A 14,238-nucleotide genomic window follows, 5' to 3' on the forward strand; every position below is an offset into this window, starting at 1 on the left:
ATGGCCTTCGAATACGCGCCCGCGCCCGAGTCGCGCGATGTCGTCGACATCAAGCCGTCCTACGGGCTGTTCATCAACGGCGAGTTCGCCGAGGGGTCCGGCGCCCCCTTCAAGACGATCAATCCGGCGAGCGAGGAGAAGCTCGCCGAGATCGCCACCGCCACCTCCGACGACGTGGACCGCGCGGTCCAGGCCGCGCGCAAGGCGTTCGGCGTCTGGAGCGCGCTGCCCGGTTCCGAGCGGGCCAAGTACATCTTCCGCATCGCCCGCATCATCCAGGAGCGGGCCCGCGAGCTGGCCGTGCTGGAGTCGCTCGACAACGGCAAGCCCATCCGCGAGTCGCGTGACGTGGACGTGCCGCTGGTCGCGGCGCACTTCTTCTACTACGCGGGCTGGGCCGACAAGCTGGAGCACGCCGGGTTCGGCACCAAGCCGCTGGGCGTGGCCGGTCAGGTCATCCCCTGGAACTTCCCGCTGCTCATGCTGGCGTGGAAGATCGCACCGGCGCTGGCCTGCGGCAACACCGTCGTACTCAAGCCGGCCGAGACCACCCCGCTGACCGCGTTGCTGTTCGCGGAGATCTGCCAGCAGGCCGACCTGCCGCCCGGCGTGGTCAACATCGTCACCGGCGCGGGCGAGACAGGGGCGGCCGTCGTGGCCCACCCCGACGTCAACAAGGTGGCCTTCACCGGCTCCACCGAGGTCGGCCGCATCATCGCCCGCACCGTCGCGGGCACCGACAAGAAGCTCACGCTCGAACTCGGCGGCAAGGCCGCGAACATCGTGTTCGAGGACGCCGCCGTCGACCAGGCCGTCGAGGGCATCGTCAACGGCATCTTCTTCAATCAGGGCCACGTGTGCTGCGCCGGCTCGCGGCTGCTGGTGCAGGAGTCGGTCCAGGACGAGCTGCTGACCGCGCTCAAGCGCCGCCTCGGCACGCTGAGGCTCGGCGACCCGCTCGACAAGAACACCGACATCGGCGCCATCAACTCCGCCGAGCAGCTGGCGAAGATTCGTGAAATGTCGGAAATTGGAGACTCGGAGGGCGCGGAGCGCTGGTCGCCCCCCTGCGACATCCCGGAGAAGGGCTTCTGGTTCCCGCCGACCCTCTTCACCGGCGTCGCCCAGTCCCACCGCATCGCCCGCGAGGAGATCTTCGGGCCGGTGCTGTCCGTGCTCACCTTCCGCACCCCGGCCGAGGCCGTGGAGAAGGCCAACAACACCCCGTACGGGCTGTCGGCCGGCGTCTGGACCGAGAAGGGTTCGCGCATCCTGTGGATGGCCGACCGGCTGCGCGCCGGAGTGGTGTGGGCCAACACCTTCAACAAGTTCGACCCCACCTCGCCGTTCGGCGGGTACAAGGAGTCGGGCTACGGCAGGGAAGGCGGGCTCGCCGGGCTGGAGGCCTACCTCGATGTGTGAGCACAAGCGCGGCAGACGCAGGGCCCGCCGCGGGCAGGCCACTCGGGGACACGCCTTCGCCAGGGCCGGGCGGCCCGGCCGTACCGGGTGGTTCGCGCACCGCTGCGGCGTCAGCAGGTGCGGTCAGATCTTCGCTCCTGTGCAGCTGACCCAGGAGATCACGTGGAGGGGGCGCGGCGATGAGTAGGTTGGCCGTTCGCAAGACCTACAAGCTGTTCATCGGCGGGGCGTTCCCGCGCTCCGAGAGTGGAAGGTCCTACGTCGTGACCTCGGCCAAGGGCGAGTTCGTGGCCAACGCGGCGCGTGCCTCGCGCAAGGACGCCCGTGACGCCGTGGTGGCCGCCCGCAAGGCCTTCCCCGGGTGGTCGGGGGCCACGCCGTACAACCGGGGGCAGATCCTCTACCGCGTCGCGGAGATGCTGGAGGGGCGGCGGGCGCAGTTCGCCGAGGAGCTGGGCGGGCCCAAGAAGGCCGCGGCCGAGCGGGTGGACGCGGCCGTGGACCGGCTGGTCTGGTACGCCGGGTGGTCGGACAAGATCGCCTCGGTGCGCGGGGCGGCGAATCCGGTGGCGGGGCCGTACTTCAACCTCTCGACGCCGGAGCCGACCGGGGTGGTCGCGGTCGTCGCGCCCGCCGACCCGCTGCTCGGGCTGATCTCGGTGATCGCGCCCGTCATCGTCACCGGGAACACGTGCGTGGTGGTGGCCGCGGAGAACGCGCCGCTGCCCGCGATCACGCTGGCCGAGGTGCTGGCCACCTCCGACCTGCCCGGCGGAGTGGTCAACCTCCTCACCGGCCACCAGTCGGAACTGGCCCCGTGGCTGGCAGCGCACATGGACGTCAACGGCCTGGACCTCGGCGGCGTCGAGGATCCTGACCTGGCGCTGAAGTGCGAGCAGGAGGCCGCCGAGAACCTCAAGCGCGTCTTCCGCCCCGCGTCCGAGGACTGGTCCCCGGACCCGGCCCTTTCCCGCATGACCCGCTTCCTCGAAACCAAGACCGTCTGGCACCCGGTGGGGATCTGACCCTCATTTAGGGCTTCTATCCGTTACGGCGAGCCCCCGCCCACGCCACCCGCCGGCGTGGGCGGGCGCCGATCGTGGGGGTCGCCTCTCACGCCGGACGTGGTGCCCGCCGTCACGGCCTTTCGCCGGCCCCCTCTCCCGGCCTACCGGGGTGGGATGTGGTGGGTGTGGCGGAACAGGTCGGCCGGGTCGTAGGTCGTCTTGAGGTCCCTGAGGCGTTCGTATGCTGTCGGCTCGAAGGCCTTCTTCACGTCTTCTTCCGTCGCGTGGGCGGCGAACAGGAAGTTCAGCGCCTTTCCGCCGGTTGACCAGGGGCGTAGGGCGGCTTCGGTCTGGGCGTGCTCTGGGGCTACCTCGCCGCCTCTGGAGACGATGCCGTAGAGGAACGAGGCGTCCCGGTTGCCGATGGCGTTCGGTGTGGCCGGCGGGCGGGACAGGGCTCCGCCCAGGTGGCGGATCTCCACGATGGTGGTGGTCAGGGACCTGGCCGCCTCCACCGCCTGGGGTGGCAGTTCCCGCAGGAGGCTGTGGGAGGACTGGGAGGCCACCGGGTCGGTCGGGTCGTTGTGGATGATGCCCGATCGGGTGTAGGGGATCTCCTCCACCTTGTCCATCAGGCGCGGGCCGTACGCGCGCAGGGGTTCTATGAGGCGCTCGCCCTCCTCCGCCGGGCCCGCGTAGGCGATGCGGACGTGGGTCGCCCGGCGGCCGCGCAGGGGTTCGGGGACGAACGGGACGTCGGGGAACGGGATGACGGCCACGGACGAGGTCATCTTCTCCGGGACGTTCGCCACCCACTCGCGCCACGCGTGCACCGCGTCGAAGCCGTCGAAGAACAGCGCGCCGCCGTACAGGGTCGTCACCGGGAACAGGGCGATTTCCAGGCCCGTGGCCACGCCGAAGTTGCCCCTGCCGCCGAGCAGGGCCCAGAACAGGTCGGGCTCCTTGTCGGGGGTGGCCAGGGCGAGGTCGGCGTCGGCGGTGACCACCTCGATCGCCTTGACGTGGTCGGCGGCGTAACCGTGCTCGCGGGCCATGAGGCCGATGCCGCCGCCGAGGGTGTAGGAGAGCGCGCCCACCGCCGGTGCGGCGCCGGACAGCGGGGCCAGGCCGTGGGCGGCGGCGGCCTCGATCACCTTGGACCACGGGGTCCCCGCCTCGATCCAGGCGGTCCTGGCCGCCGGGTCGATGCGGACGCCGTTCATTCTTCCCGTGGTGACGAGGACGCCGCCGTCACCCGCGACCGCCAGTCCGTGGCCGGTGGCCTGGACGGCCACGGGCAGGTCGTGCGCGGCGGCATGGGACACGGCGGCGCGGACGTCCGCGGCGTTCTCCGCGGCGAAGATCACGTCGGGGCGATGGCTCGCGGAGAGCTGGAAGCCGGTCCGCTCGCTGTCGTACTGGTCGGAGTCTGGGGTGATGGTGTGAGCCATACGGCCATCGTGCCCAGAGGCTTTCCATAAGTCCAAGAGCTGTTTCTGCTCGTAGCTATAATCCACAGTTATGGAACTGCGGCAGCTCGAGTACTTCGTGTCGGTGGTCGAGGAGGGCGGCTTCACCAAGGCCGCGACCAAGCTGCATGTGGCGCAGCCCGGTGTGAGCGCCCAGGTCAAGCAGTTGGAACGGGAGCTGGGGCAGCCGTTGTTCGACCGGTCGGGGCGCAGCGTGACGCTGACCGAGGTGGGGCGGGCGGTGCTGCCCTACGCGCGGGCCGCGCTGTGGGCGGTGACCGGGATGCGCGACGTCGTCGACGAGTTCACCGGGCTGCTGCGGGGGCGGGTGGTCATGGCCGTGGTGACCGCGCCCTGGGCGCTGGACCTGGCCGGGCTCCTGGCGGACTTCCACGCCAAGCATCCGGCCGTGGAGATCACGCTCAACGAGATGGACCCGGTCACGCTCGCCGAGGCGCTGGCGGCAGGGCAGGTGGACCTGGCCCTGCTCGGGCTCGGGGCGCAGCTGCCCGCCGGGGTGGAGACCCAGGTGGTCATCGACCAGGACGTCGTGGCGGCGGTCGGGCACGGGCACGAGCTCGACGGGCGGGACTCGGTCACGGTGTCGGAGCTGCGAGATCATACGCTGATCACGTTGCCGTCGGGGACCGGGTTGCGGTCCATCCTCGAGTCTGCCTGCGCCGGTGCGGACTTCCGGCCTCGGGTGGCGTTCGAGGCCAGCGAGCCGTACTTCCTGGCCAAGCTGGCCGGTCACGGGCTGGGGGTGGCGATCCTGCCGCGGTCGGCGACCGCGCGGCATCACGACCTGCACGTGCTGGAGATCCGGGAGCCCGCCATGCGGGGGCAGATGGGGCTGGCCTGGCGTACCGACCAGCCCGCTGGGCCGGCGGCCCGTGCGCTGGTCGAGCACGCCAGGGCGACGATGGGCGGGCCGGGCTAGCTCCGGGTCAGGTGGTCGCCTGTGCCACCGCCGCCGGTGCGCGGCGGTAGGTGGCCAAGGTGAACAGCAACGCGGCCACGCCCAGTCCGGTGGAGAGGATGATCACGCCGGCTCTGCCGTACCACTCCAAGGCCAGGCCGCCCGTGAGGCCGGCCACGAACAGGCCCGCGTACTGGGCCGACGAGAGCAGTCCCAGTCCGATCGGCACGCTGTCGGGGACCGCGGCGACCGTCCGGTACTGCTGCGCGGGAGCCATCAGCCAGCCCACCGTTCCCCAGAGGAAGGCCCAGACCAGGGCGATCGGAAGGGACAGGTTCGCGACCGGGATCAGGGCGAGGAAGACGGTCGCGGCGACGAGGCTCAGGAAGACCATCCGGCGTGGGCCGTACGCGTCGGTGAGGCGGCCGCCGAGCTGGTTGCCGATGATCCCGCCCAGCCCCCACGCCCACAACACCGCGGGGAGCGGCAGGTCGAAGAGGGAACCGATGTAGGTGTAGGCGGTGAAGCCCGCGGAGAAGATCAGCAACTGGGTCGTCAGCACCGCCACCACACCTCGGTCGGCCAGCGGGGCGAAGCGGTCGCGCAGCCGTCCCGAGGAGGGGATCACCACTTCCGGCACCAGAACGGCCACGCCGATCAGGCCCACGACGCCGAGCGCCACCACCAGCCAGATCGTCGAACGCCAGCCGCCCGCACCGCCGAGCCAGGTGCCCAGCGGCACCCCGATCGCCGAGGAGACGCTGAGCCCGCCCATCACCAGCGCCAGCGCGCGGCCCCGGCGTTCCGGCGAGGTCAGCGCGTTGGCGACGCCGGAGGCGGTCGGCGTGAACATGGCCGCCCCGGCCGCGGCGATCACCCGCGTGGCCAGGATCAAGGGGTAGGTGGGGGCGATGGCGGTCAAGGCGTTGCCCAGGATGAAGACGGCGAGCGCGATCACCAGCAGGCGCTTGCGCGGCAACCTGGCCGTGAGCGCCGCCAGCACGGGCGAGAGAATGGCGTAGGCCAGCGCGAACACCGTCGCCAACTGCCCGGCCGCCGCCACGGAGATCTGCAGGTCACGGGAGATCGGAGGGAGAAGTCCCGCCGTGACGAACATGCCCGTCCCAACAGCGAAATTTCCCACAGCAAGTGGATAAAGCCTGGAATTCACTCCCACTACGCTGGCTTATAGTTGGATGGTTGTCAAACAATAGAACTGAAGTAGAGTGACATCATGCGCCAGCTTCCGCATCCGGACGCGAAGGACATCCAGCTCACGGAGGTGCTGAGGGTTTTGGGGGACCCCGTGCGGCTGGAACTGGTCGTCAAGCTCTCCGACGGCCGCGAGCTGTCGTGCTCCAGCGCCGGAGACGACCTCGACATCCACAAGTCGACGCTGTCGCACCACTACCGCGCGCTGCGCGAGGCCGGCGTCACCAGGACCCGGCTGAACGGTCGTGAACGCATGCTCAGCCTGCGCAGGGACGACCTCGACGCCCGCTTCCCCGGCCTGATCAACTCCATCCTCACCGCCGCCCACCCCGCCTGAACCCGTGCCCACCCCACCCCGAACCCCCTCACCCAACCCCACAACCACCGGCACGCCATCCGGGTCGTCGGGCACACCCGGCTCGCCTCTCGCGGGGCCGCCGGACGCGCTCGATCCGGCCATCGCCGCGCTCGGCCTGGGGGATGGGTTGCCGATCGCTGGGGTGTTGGGGGAGTTGTCGCATGTGCTCGAACGGCATGGCAGCGCGGTGCTCACCGCGCCCCCCGGCACCGGCAAGACCACGGTGGTGCCCCTCGCGCTGGCCGACGAAGGGTTGCGGGTGCTGGTGGCCGAGCCGCGGCGGCTGGCCGTACGGGCGGCCGCGCACAGGATGGGTGTCAGCTACACGATCAGGGGCGAGCGCAAGGTCGGCCGCAACCCCATGGTCGAGGTCGTGACCACAGGCGTGCTGCTGCAGCGCCTCCAGCACGACCAAGAACTCCCCGGCGTGGACGTCGTCATCCTCGACGAGTGCCACGAACGCCACCTCGACGCCGACACCGCCCTCGCCTTCCTGCTCGACGTCCGCGAGACACTCCGCCCGGACCTGCGCCTGCTGGCCACCTCCGCGACCGCCGACGCCGCGCCCCTGGCCCGCCTGCTCGGCGACGCGCCGATCGTGGCCGCCACCGGCGCCCTGCACCCCGTCGAGACCGTGTGGGCGCCGCCGTCCCGCGCGCTCGCGCCGCCGCACGGGCTGCGGGTGGACCCCGCGTTGCTGTCCCACGTCGCCTCGACGGTACGGCGGGCGCTGGCCGAACGGCAGGGCGACGTGCTGTGCTTCCTGCCCGGCGTCGCCGAGATCGGCAAGGTCGCCAGGATGCTCGCCGACGAGGACGTGCAGGTGCTCCAGGTACACGGCCAGGCCCCCGCCCACGTCCAGGACGCCGTGCTCGCCCCCGCCGAGGCCCGCCGGGTCGTTCTGGCCACGTCGGTGGCCGAGTCGAGCCTGACCGTGCCCGGGGTACGCGTGGTCGTGGACTCGGGGCTGGCCCGCGAACCGCGTACCGACCATGCGAGGGGGCTCGGCTCCCTCACCACGGTCCGCGCCTCGAAGGCGGCGGCCGTGCAGCGGGCCGGACGGGCGGGCCGCGAGGCGCCCGGCGCCGTCTACCGCTGCTGGACCGAGGCCGAACACCAGCGCCTGCCCGACCATCCGCAACCTGAGATCGCCTTGGCCGACCTGACCGGTTTCGCCCTCCAGGCCGCCTGCTGGGGCACTCCTGACGCCACCGGCCTGCGCCTCCTGACCTCGCCGCCGCCGGCCGCGATGTCGGCGGCCGCCCGTACCCTCGAAACGCTTGGAGCCCTTGAGCCCGGAACGGCGCGGGTGACCGATCGTGGGCGGCGGATGGCGCAGGTGGGCGTGCACCCGCGACTGGCCAGGGCGCTCCTTGACGCCGGACCGGGCTCCGCCGAGGTGGTCGCGTTGCTGTCCGACCAGCTCCCCAGGGACGCCTCAGACGACCTGGCCGAGGTCTGGCGCTCAGCCCGCCGCGGCGCGCTGCCCCGCTGGCGCAAGGAGGTCGAACGCCTGACCCGGGCCGCCGCGGCGACGGGAGGGCGGCGGGGCACCGTCGACGCGGTGGCCGGGGTGACGGTGGCGCTGGCGTTTCCCGAGCGGGTGGCGCGGCGCAGGGGCGGGGCCTATCTCATGGCGTCCGGTACGCAGGCGCGGCTCGGCGAGGGTTCGCGGCTGGGAGAGGCCGAGTGGCTGGCCATCGCGGTGGCCGACCGGCCGGCGGGTTCCGCGACCGCGCGGATCCGGCAGGCCGTGGTGATCGACGCGGACACGGCCCGGCTGGCCTGCGAGGTCACGGTCGAGGACGAGGTGGCCTGGAAGGTGGCGCCCGGGGAGCGGCGCGGTGACGTGGTGGCGCGGCGGGTCGAGCGGATGGGCGCGATCGAGCTGGGGTCCAAGCCGCTGCGGGGCGCCGAGGTGCGGGAGGCTCTGCTGTACGGCCTGCGTACCGAGGACGTGCTCACGTGGACTCCTGAGGCCGTCGCCCTGCGCGAACGGCTGGCCTTCTGTCATCGGGCGGCCGGCGACCCGTGGCCGGACATGGACGCGTTGCCCGATCTGGCCGAGCAGTGGCTGGAGCCGGAGCTGTCGCGGGCGCGCCGCCGTTCCGACCTGGAACGCATCGACGTGGCCACGGCGCTGCGCAGGCTGATCCCGTGGAGCCGGCGGCTTGAGGAGGTCGCCCCGGAGCGGATCGAGGTGCCGAGCGGGTCGCGGATCCGCGTCGACTACTCGGGCGGGCAGCCGGTGCTGGCGGTCAAGCTGCAGGAGCTGTTCGGCTGGGACGACGCCCCGAAGATCGCCGGGGTGCCGCTGCTCATCCACCTGCTGTCCCCGGCGGGCCGCCCGGCGGCGGTCACGGCGGATCTGGCCTCGTTCTGGCGCGACGGCTACCGGGCGGTACGGGCCGAGCTGCGCGGGCGCTATCCCAAGCATCCCTGGCCGGAGGACCCTTTGACGGCGAAGGCCACCCGCCACACCAATGCCCGGATAATGGGGAAATGACCGACGAGAGGGTGCTGGCGGCGGCGCGCAACAACGCCGAGTGGTGCGACCTGATGTCGCGGGCGCACGGAGTCACCGGGCGCTTCGGCCCCGCGGTGTGGAGCAGCGACCGCAGGACGCCGCCCTACTACCCCGACGCCGTCACCCTCGACCCCGCGGCCACCGCCGCCGACGTGCTGGACGGCATCGACGCGGGCCCGTGGGCCTCGGTGAAGGACAGCTTCGCCGCGCTGGAGCTGGACGGCGGGTTCGAGGTGCTGTTCGAGGCGAGCTGGATCCACCGGGAGCCGCCCGAGGACGTGGCCGTGCCGGGCGAGGTGGGCTGGGAGCGGGTCGAGGACGCCGCCGTCCTGCGCGCATGGGAACGAGCCTGGAGCGGCGGGCACGACAACGAGCTGTTCCTGCCCGCGGTCCTGGACGGGGCCCGGGTGCTGGCCGGACGGGCCGAGGGTGAGATCGTCTGCGGCGCGGTGCTCAGCGGCGACGAGCGGGTGGTGGGCGTCTCGAACGTGTTCGCCGCCGGTCGCGACGTGGACGACGCCTGGGCGGGTGTGCTGGCGATGGCCGCTCGGCTGTTCCCCGGGCGGGCGCTCGTCGGGTACGAGAGTGACGTCGCGGCGGCGGCCCGCCACGGGTTCACCGCGATCGGGCCGCTGCGCGTCTGGCTGCACGAGGGCTCGTAGCGGCCCGCCGTACCGTCAAAGGCACACCGCACCCGCTGAAAGGCGCCCACTAGAGGGCGTCGCGCCAGGTGGGGTCGGCGAGGACCTCTGCCGGGCGCGTGCCCACGCCGAGGTCCTTGAAGCCGCTGGACGTCCCGACGCACACCACAGGCCCGTCGAAGGTACGGCCCAGCGCGCGGTAGGCGGCCAGGCCGGCGGCGCCCGAGAGTTCCTGCCAGACGCCCTGATCGGCCAGCTCCCGCTGGGCGGCGCGCATCGCGTCGTCGCCGACCGGCAGCGCCAGGCCGCCGCTGTCGCGGACCGCGAGCACGCCGCGGTGCCCGCCGACCGCGCACAGGATGGCGTAGGCGTCGGAAGGGCCGGCGTCGACGATCGCGGCGGGTTCGCCGTCGGCCAGCGCCCGCGCGGTCGGGGCGCCGGCGGCCGGTTCGCAGGCGAACATGAGCGGCACGTCCGTCGTCGCGCCCGTGCGGCGCAACTCGGTGAAGCCCTTCCAGACGCCGTAGAGGAGCTCGCCGTAGCCGGTCGGCGTGAACACCGCCGCCGGGACCCGGCCGAGCTGCGCGAACAGCTCGTAGGCGATGGTCTTGTAGCCCTCGGGGCCGTAGGGGTGGCCGGTGTGGGTGACGGTCTGGTTGCTGACCGGGTGGTAGCCGAGTTCGTCGACGATGTCGCGCAGCAGCGGCCAGCGTCTGTCCGCGTCCACGGTCAGGACCTTCGCCCCGTACGCGCGCACGAACGACTGGACGGCGGGCGGCGAGTCGGCGGAGGCGAGCACGACGGCCTTGAGCCCGGCGCGGGCGGCGTAGGCGGCGGCTGAGGCGCCGTGGTTGCCGGATGAGGCGACGACCACGCCGGGGGCGCCCGCGGCGAGCGCGGCGCTGACGGTGACGCGGTTGAGCCGGTCCTTGTGCGACCAGGTGGGGTTGCGGGACTCGTCCTTGAGGTGGACGCCGCCGTCGAGCTCCAGCAGCGGGGTGCCGCCCTCGCCCAGGGTGGGCGCGTGGAGCGGCGGCAGCAGCGGCGACCACCGCGCGATGTCGGGCAGCGGCGCCTGCTCGAACAACCCGGCGGGCACCCGGTCGTAGTCGTAGTCCACGTCGAGCGGGTAGGCCAGGGCGTCGGTGCCGGTCTTGGGACAGCCGCGGGTGAGCGGGGGGACGAGGGGATAGCTGATCGAGGGGTCGCCCAGTGAGCGCTGGGCGACGGCAAGCGATGGAGCGGTCACGCGTTCGAGCCTAGTGGGCTATCATCGTGATATCACTTCGATAGCAAGGAGTCGCGATGGAACGACGTGCCTTCCGCCTCAACGGCTTCCTGGCCCTGATCGTGGCGATCGCGCTGGCCGCGGTGGCGGGGCTGACCCTGCTCAACGGCGGGCTGTCCGGGCTGGTGCTCGCGATCGTCCTCGGGCTGGTCGTGCTGCTCATGCTCACCGGGTTCGCCGTGATCAACCCGAACGAGGCCAATGTCGTGCAGTTCATGGGCCGCTACGTCGGCACGGTCACCGACGCCGGCCTGCAGTGGGTGCTCCCGCTCACCACGAAGCGCAAGGTCACGCTCCGGGTCCGCAACTTCGAGACGGCCAGGCTGAAGGTGAACGACGCCGACGGCAACCCGGTGGAGATCGCCGCCGTCGTCGTCTACAGGGTCACCGACGCCGCGCGGGCCGTGTTCTCCGTCGACGACTACGAGGAGTACGTCTCCATCCAGTCGGAGGCCGCGGTGCGTCACCTGGCCACCACCCATCCGTACGACTCGCACGAGGAGTCCCGCACCAGCCTGCGCGACGGCGCCACCGTCGCCGAGGAGCTCACCACCGAACTGCGGGAGCGCACCGAGCTGGCCGGGGTCGAGGTGCTGGAGGCGCGCATCACCCACCTGGCCTACGCGCCCGAGATCGCCCAGGCGATGCTGGTCCGCCAGCAGGCCGCCCAGGTGGTCGCGGCGCGGACGCGCATCGTCGAGGGCGCGGTGGGGATGGTCCAGCTCGCGCTGAACCGGCTCGCCGCCGAGGGCGTGGTCGACCTCGACGAGGAGCGCAAGGCGCAGATGGTCTCCAACCTGCTGGTCGTGCTGTGCGGCGACCGCGCGACCCAGCCGGTGGTGAACGCCGGCAGCCTCTATGCCTGACAAGAAGAAGCTCCTGCTGCGCCTGGATCCGGCCGTCTACGACGCCATCGCCAAGTGGGCGGCCGACGACCTGCGCAGCGTGAACGGGCAAATCGAGTTCGCGTTGCGCCTGGCCCTGAAGGAAGCAGGTCGGGAGCCTCGCACCGAACGCTAGAAACCTGCAGACTCTATGCATGTTGTGGGCAGGAAGGTCCGCCGTGGAGATCGCGGCAGCCGTACGGCATGGGGACGTCGCGCCGGAGACCGTCGTCGAGGAGCATCTCCAGGTGATCGCCGAGCGTGATCCACGGCTCGGGGCCTTCCGCCTGGTCAGGGGGCGCGCGGTCGAGGAGGCGCGGGCGGTGCGCAAGCGCCGCGACCTGGCCGACCTGCCGCTGGCGGGCGTGCCCGTGGCGGTCAAGGACAACCTGGAGGTCGCGGGCGAGGCGTGCCGCCACGGCTCGGCCGCCACGTCCGCCGCTCCCGCGCGTGAGGACCATCCCGCCGTCGCCCGCCTGCGCGCGGCGGGCGCGGTCGTGGTGGGCCTGACCAACCTGCCCGAGCTGGGCCTGGTGGGCTTCGGCGACAGTGCCTACGGCACCGTCAGAAACCCCTGGGACCTCTCCCGTACGGCCGGCGGCTCCTCGTCCGGCGCGGCCGCGGCGGTGTCGGCGGGCATGGTCCCGATCGCCCTCGGCAACGACGGCATGGGCTCGCTGCGCATCCCCGCGGCCTGCTGCGGGGTGATGGCGCTGAAGCCGGGTCCGGGCGTGGTCCCGCCGCCGGTCAACGACTGGCGGGGCCTGACCGAGAACGGGCCGCTGGCGTGGAGCGTGGCCGACCTGTCGCTGACGTTGTCGGTGCTGGCCGCCGACCCGGGCCTGGCCGAGTCGTGGCGGACCGGCTCGCGGACGGAGCCGACGCGCCCGATGCTCCGCTCGGTCTGGGCCGACGACGGTGACGACCAGACCTGGGAGCACCGTCCGATCCGGCCGGACGCGAACGGACCGTTCGACCTGCGCGTGGCCTACGCGCCGCAGCCGCTACCCGCGGGCCTGTCCATGGACCGGGAGTTCCGGGCGGCGGTGGAGGCGGCCGCCGAGACGCTGCGCGTGGCCGGGCACACGATCGTGGAGCACGAGGAGCGCCTGCCCGCCTGGCTCGGTCCCGCCACGATCGCCGCCTGGCTGGCCCGCTCGGGCGAGGCCGCCGACGGCCTGGACCGCGCCCGCCTGGAGCGCCGCAGCCGCGCCCTCGGCCGGGCCGGACGGGTGCTGGCCAGGCTCTCCCTCGACGGCACGAAGGGCAGGGAACGCTGGAGCGGCTACGGCGCCGACCGCTGGTTCGGCGACGCGGACGTGCTCATCACCCCGACGCTGGCCGCGGTGCCGCCCCGGGCCGACGGGTGGGCACAGCGGGGCCTGTTCAGCAACGTGCTGGCCAACGCCAGGTACGCGCCGGCGACGGGCCCGTGGAACATGTGCGGCTGGCCGGCGCTGTCGGTGCCGATCGCCACCCACTCGACGGGCCTGCCGATCGCCGTGCAGCTCATCGCGCCGCCCGGCGGCGAACCCCACCTGCTCGGCCTCGCCGCCCAGCTGACCACCGCGCATCCGGCGGTGCGCCCGCCGGGCTACTCGCTCTAGCCGGGCAGGGGCGAGATCCAGCCCAGCGCGATGCACAGGAAGATGAACGCCCCGAGCGCGATCCGGTAGATGACGAAGCCGGTGAAGCGGTGGGTGCTGATGTAGCGCAGGAACCAGGCCACGGCCGCGTAGCCGACCACGAACGAGATGATCGTGGCCAGGATCGTCGGGCCCCACGCGGGCGCCTGGCCCTCGCCGATCTCGGTCAGCTCCAGCAGGCCCGACGACAGCACCGCCGGGATGGCCAGCAGGAAGGAGTACTTGGCCGCGTCCTCGCGCCGGTAGTCGAGCAGGAGGCCGGCGGTGATGGTGCCGCCGGAGCGGGAGACCCCGGGGATCAGGGCCAGCGACTGGGCGAAGCCGTACACGATGGCGTGGGTGAAGCTGAGGTGCTTCTCCAGCGTGAGCTTGTTGCGGGCGGTGCGGTCGGCGAACCACAGGATGATCGCGAAGACGATGAGCGTGGTGGCGATGATGCGCAGGTCGCGGAAGACGGTCTCGATCTCGGTCTTGAACAGCAGGCCGAGCATGCCGATGGGGAGCGAGCCGACGATGATGAACCAGCCCATCCTGGCGTGGAACGCGCCGCGCAGGGCGGGTGTCCACAGGGAGCGGGTCCAGGTGGAGACGATCTCCCAGATCTCCTTGCGGAAGTAGATCAGGACCGCCGTCTCGGTGCCGAGCTGGATCACCGCGGTGAAGGCGGCGCCCGGGTCGTCCCAGCCGACGAGTTCGGAGACGACGCGGATGTGTGCGCTGGAGGAGATCGGGAGGAACTCCGTCAGGCCCTGGATCAGGCCCAGGACCACAGCTTCGAGCCAGCCGATCACGCGTATACCCTCCCACGCCCGTCTCTTTGACGAAGCGAGGTTATCGGTCGTTGGGGTTGGGTGGTGACAGCGTT

The 14,238-nt window shown here is 72.2% G+C and carries 13 protein-coding genes; 9 read left to right on the top strand and 4 right to left on the bottom strand.

Annotation, left to right across the window (positions count from 1 at the left end; all coding sequences use genetic code 11):
• Nucleotides 1-1,422, top strand: a complete 1,422-nt coding sequence (locus ACIBHY_RS24275) for an aldehyde dehydrogenase family protein (RefSeq protein ID WP_397307750.1) — start codon at nt 1-3, stop codon at nt 1,420-1,422.
• A 179-nt stretch (nt 1,423-1,601) separates the two neighbouring features.
• Nucleotides 1,602-2,447, top strand: coding sequence for an aldehyde dehydrogenase family protein (locus ACIBHY_RS24280; protein WP_397247868.1), 846 nt, complete (start codon nt 1,602-1,604; stop codon nt 2,445-2,447).
• A 143-nt stretch (nt 2,448-2,590) separates the two neighbouring features.
• Here the strand turns inward: ACIBHY_RS24280 and ACIBHY_RS24285 are convergent, their stop codons facing one another.
• Nucleotides 2,591-3,880 carry an FAD-binding oxidoreductase gene (locus tag ACIBHY_RS24285; protein WP_397307751.1) on the bottom strand — a complete coding sequence of 430 codons (1,290 nt, stop codon included), beginning with the start codon at nt 3,878-3,880 and terminating at the stop codon, nt 2,591-2,593.
• Between the two features lie 70 nt (nt 3,881-3,950).
• Between ACIBHY_RS24285 and ACIBHY_RS24290 the strand changes: the two genes are divergently transcribed.
• Nucleotides 3,951-4,838, top strand: coding sequence for a LysR family transcriptional regulator (locus ACIBHY_RS24290; RefSeq protein ID WP_397307752.1), 888 nt, complete (start codon nt 3,951-3,953; stop codon nt 4,836-4,838).
• Nucleotides 4,839-4,845: 7 nt separating this feature from the next.
• On the opposite strand, the gene ACIBHY_RS24295 is transcribed toward ACIBHY_RS24290, so the two are convergent.
• Complete coding sequence (locus ACIBHY_RS24295) at nt 4,846-5,994, bottom strand: MFS transporter (RefSeq protein ID WP_397247874.1); 1,149 nt, start codon at nt 5,992-5,994, stop codon at nt 4,846-4,848.
• A 57-nt stretch (nt 5,995-6,051) separates the two neighbouring features.
• Here ACIBHY_RS24295 and ACIBHY_RS24300 point away from each other — a divergent pair, with 57 nt between their 5' ends.
• The 3 genes from ACIBHY_RS24300 (at nt 6,052) to ACIBHY_RS24310 (ending at nt 9,576) form a co-directional block, all read left to right on the top strand.
• Nucleotides 6,052-6,366, top strand: coding sequence for an ArsR/SmtB family transcription factor (locus ACIBHY_RS24300; RefSeq protein ID WP_397247876.1), 315 nt, complete (start codon nt 6,052-6,054; stop codon nt 6,364-6,366).
• Between the two features lie 148 nt (nt 6,367-6,514).
• Entirely contained in the window at nt 6,515-8,893 is a 2,379-nt protein-coding gene (gene hrpB / locus ACIBHY_RS24305) for an ATP-dependent helicase HrpB (RefSeq protein ID WP_397307799.1), read from the top strand.
• Nucleotides 8,890-9,576, top strand: coding sequence for a hypothetical protein (locus ACIBHY_RS24310; protein WP_397307753.1), 687 nt, complete (start codon nt 8,890-8,892; stop codon nt 9,574-9,576). The genes hrpB and ACIBHY_RS24310 overlap by 4 nt, the downstream gene beginning before the upstream one ends.
• A gap of 49 nt (nt 9,577-9,625) precedes the next feature.
• Here the strand turns inward: ACIBHY_RS24310 and ACIBHY_RS24315 are convergent, their stop codons facing one another.
• Nucleotides 9,626-10,804 (bottom strand): pyridoxal-phosphate dependent enzyme, encoded by a 1,179-nt coding sequence (locus ACIBHY_RS24315; RefSeq protein ID WP_397247880.1) that lies wholly within the window; start codon nt 10,802-10,804, stop codon nt 9,626-9,628.
• 56 nt (nt 10,805-10,860) lie between these two features.
• Here ACIBHY_RS24315 and ACIBHY_RS24320 point away from each other — a divergent pair, with 56 nt between their 5' ends.
• From ACIBHY_RS24320 to ACIBHY_RS24330, 3 genes are read left to right on the top strand one after another with little or no spacing between them, the layout of a single operon-like run.
• Entirely contained in the window at nt 10,861-11,709 is an 849-nt protein-coding gene (locus ACIBHY_RS24320) for an SPFH domain-containing protein (protein WP_397247882.1), read from the top strand.
• Nucleotides 11,702-11,863 carry a hypothetical protein gene (locus ACIBHY_RS24325; RefSeq protein ID WP_184958437.1) on the top strand — a complete coding sequence of 54 codons (162 nt, stop codon included), beginning with the start codon at nt 11,702-11,704 and terminating at the stop codon, nt 11,861-11,863. The genes ACIBHY_RS24320 and ACIBHY_RS24325 overlap by 8 nt, the downstream gene beginning before the upstream one ends.
• Before the next feature lie 19 nt (nt 11,864-11,882).
• Nucleotides 11,883-13,334 carry an amidase gene (locus ACIBHY_RS24330; RefSeq protein ID WP_397307754.1) on the top strand — a complete coding sequence of 484 codons (1,452 nt, stop codon included), beginning with the start codon at nt 11,883-11,885 and terminating at the stop codon, nt 13,332-13,334.
• On the opposite strand, the gene ACIBHY_RS24335 is transcribed toward ACIBHY_RS24330, so the two are convergent.
• The gene (locus ACIBHY_RS24335) at nt 13,331-14,164 is read right to left on the bottom strand and encodes an undecaprenyl-diphosphate phosphatase (protein ID WP_360458744.1); all 834 of its coding nucleotides are present in this window, start codon (nt 14,162-14,164) and stop codon (nt 13,331-13,333) included. The two genes, ACIBHY_RS24330 and ACIBHY_RS24335, sit on opposite strands and share 4 nt — an antisense overlap.
• Between the last annotated feature and the right edge of the window lie 74 nt (nt 14,165-14,238).

The sequence above is a fragment of the Nonomuraea sp. NPDC050547 genome, from assembly GCF_044457345.1.
Taxonomy (GTDB): domain Bacteria; phylum Actinomycetota; class Actinomycetes; order Streptosporangiales; family Streptosporangiaceae; genus Nonomuraea.

Excerpts from the sequence above, each read along its gene's own strand:
- ACIBHY_RS24330 (WP_397307754.1), top strand. The coding sequence starts at position 11,883 with ATGTTGTGGGCAGGAAGGTCCGCCGTGGAGATCGCGGCAGCCGTACGG.
- ACIBHY_RS24325 (WP_184958437.1), top strand. The coding sequence starts at position 11,702 with ATGCCTGACAAGAAGAAGCTCCTGCTGCGCCTGGATCCGGCCGTCTAC.
- ACIBHY_RS24320 (WP_397247882.1), top strand. The coding sequence starts at position 10,861 with ATGGAACGACGTGCCTTCCGCCTCAACGGCTTCCTGGCCCTGATCGTG.
- ACIBHY_RS24290 (WP_397307752.1), top strand. The coding sequence starts at position 3,951 with ATGGAACTGCGGCAGCTCGAGTACTTCGTGTCGGTGGTCGAGGAGGGC.
- ACIBHY_RS24285 (WP_397307751.1), bottom strand. The coding sequence starts at position 3,880 with ATGGCTCACACCATCACCCCAGACTCCGACCAGTACGACAGCGAGCGG.
- ACIBHY_RS24280 (WP_397247868.1), top strand. The coding sequence starts at position 1,602 with ATGAGTAGGTTGGCCGTTCGCAAGACCTACAAGCTGTTCATCGGCGGG.
- ACIBHY_RS24275 (WP_397307750.1), top strand. The coding sequence starts at position 1 with ATGGCCTTCGAATACGCGCCCGCGCCCGAGTCGCGCGATGTCGTCGAC.
- ACIBHY_RS24300 (WP_397247876.1), top strand. The coding sequence starts at position 6,052 with ATGCGCCAGCTTCCGCATCCGGACGCGAAGGACATCCAGCTCACGGAG.
- ACIBHY_RS24310 (WP_397307753.1), top strand. The coding sequence starts at position 8,890 with ATGACCGACGAGAGGGTGCTGGCGGCGGCGCGCAACAACGCCGAGTGG.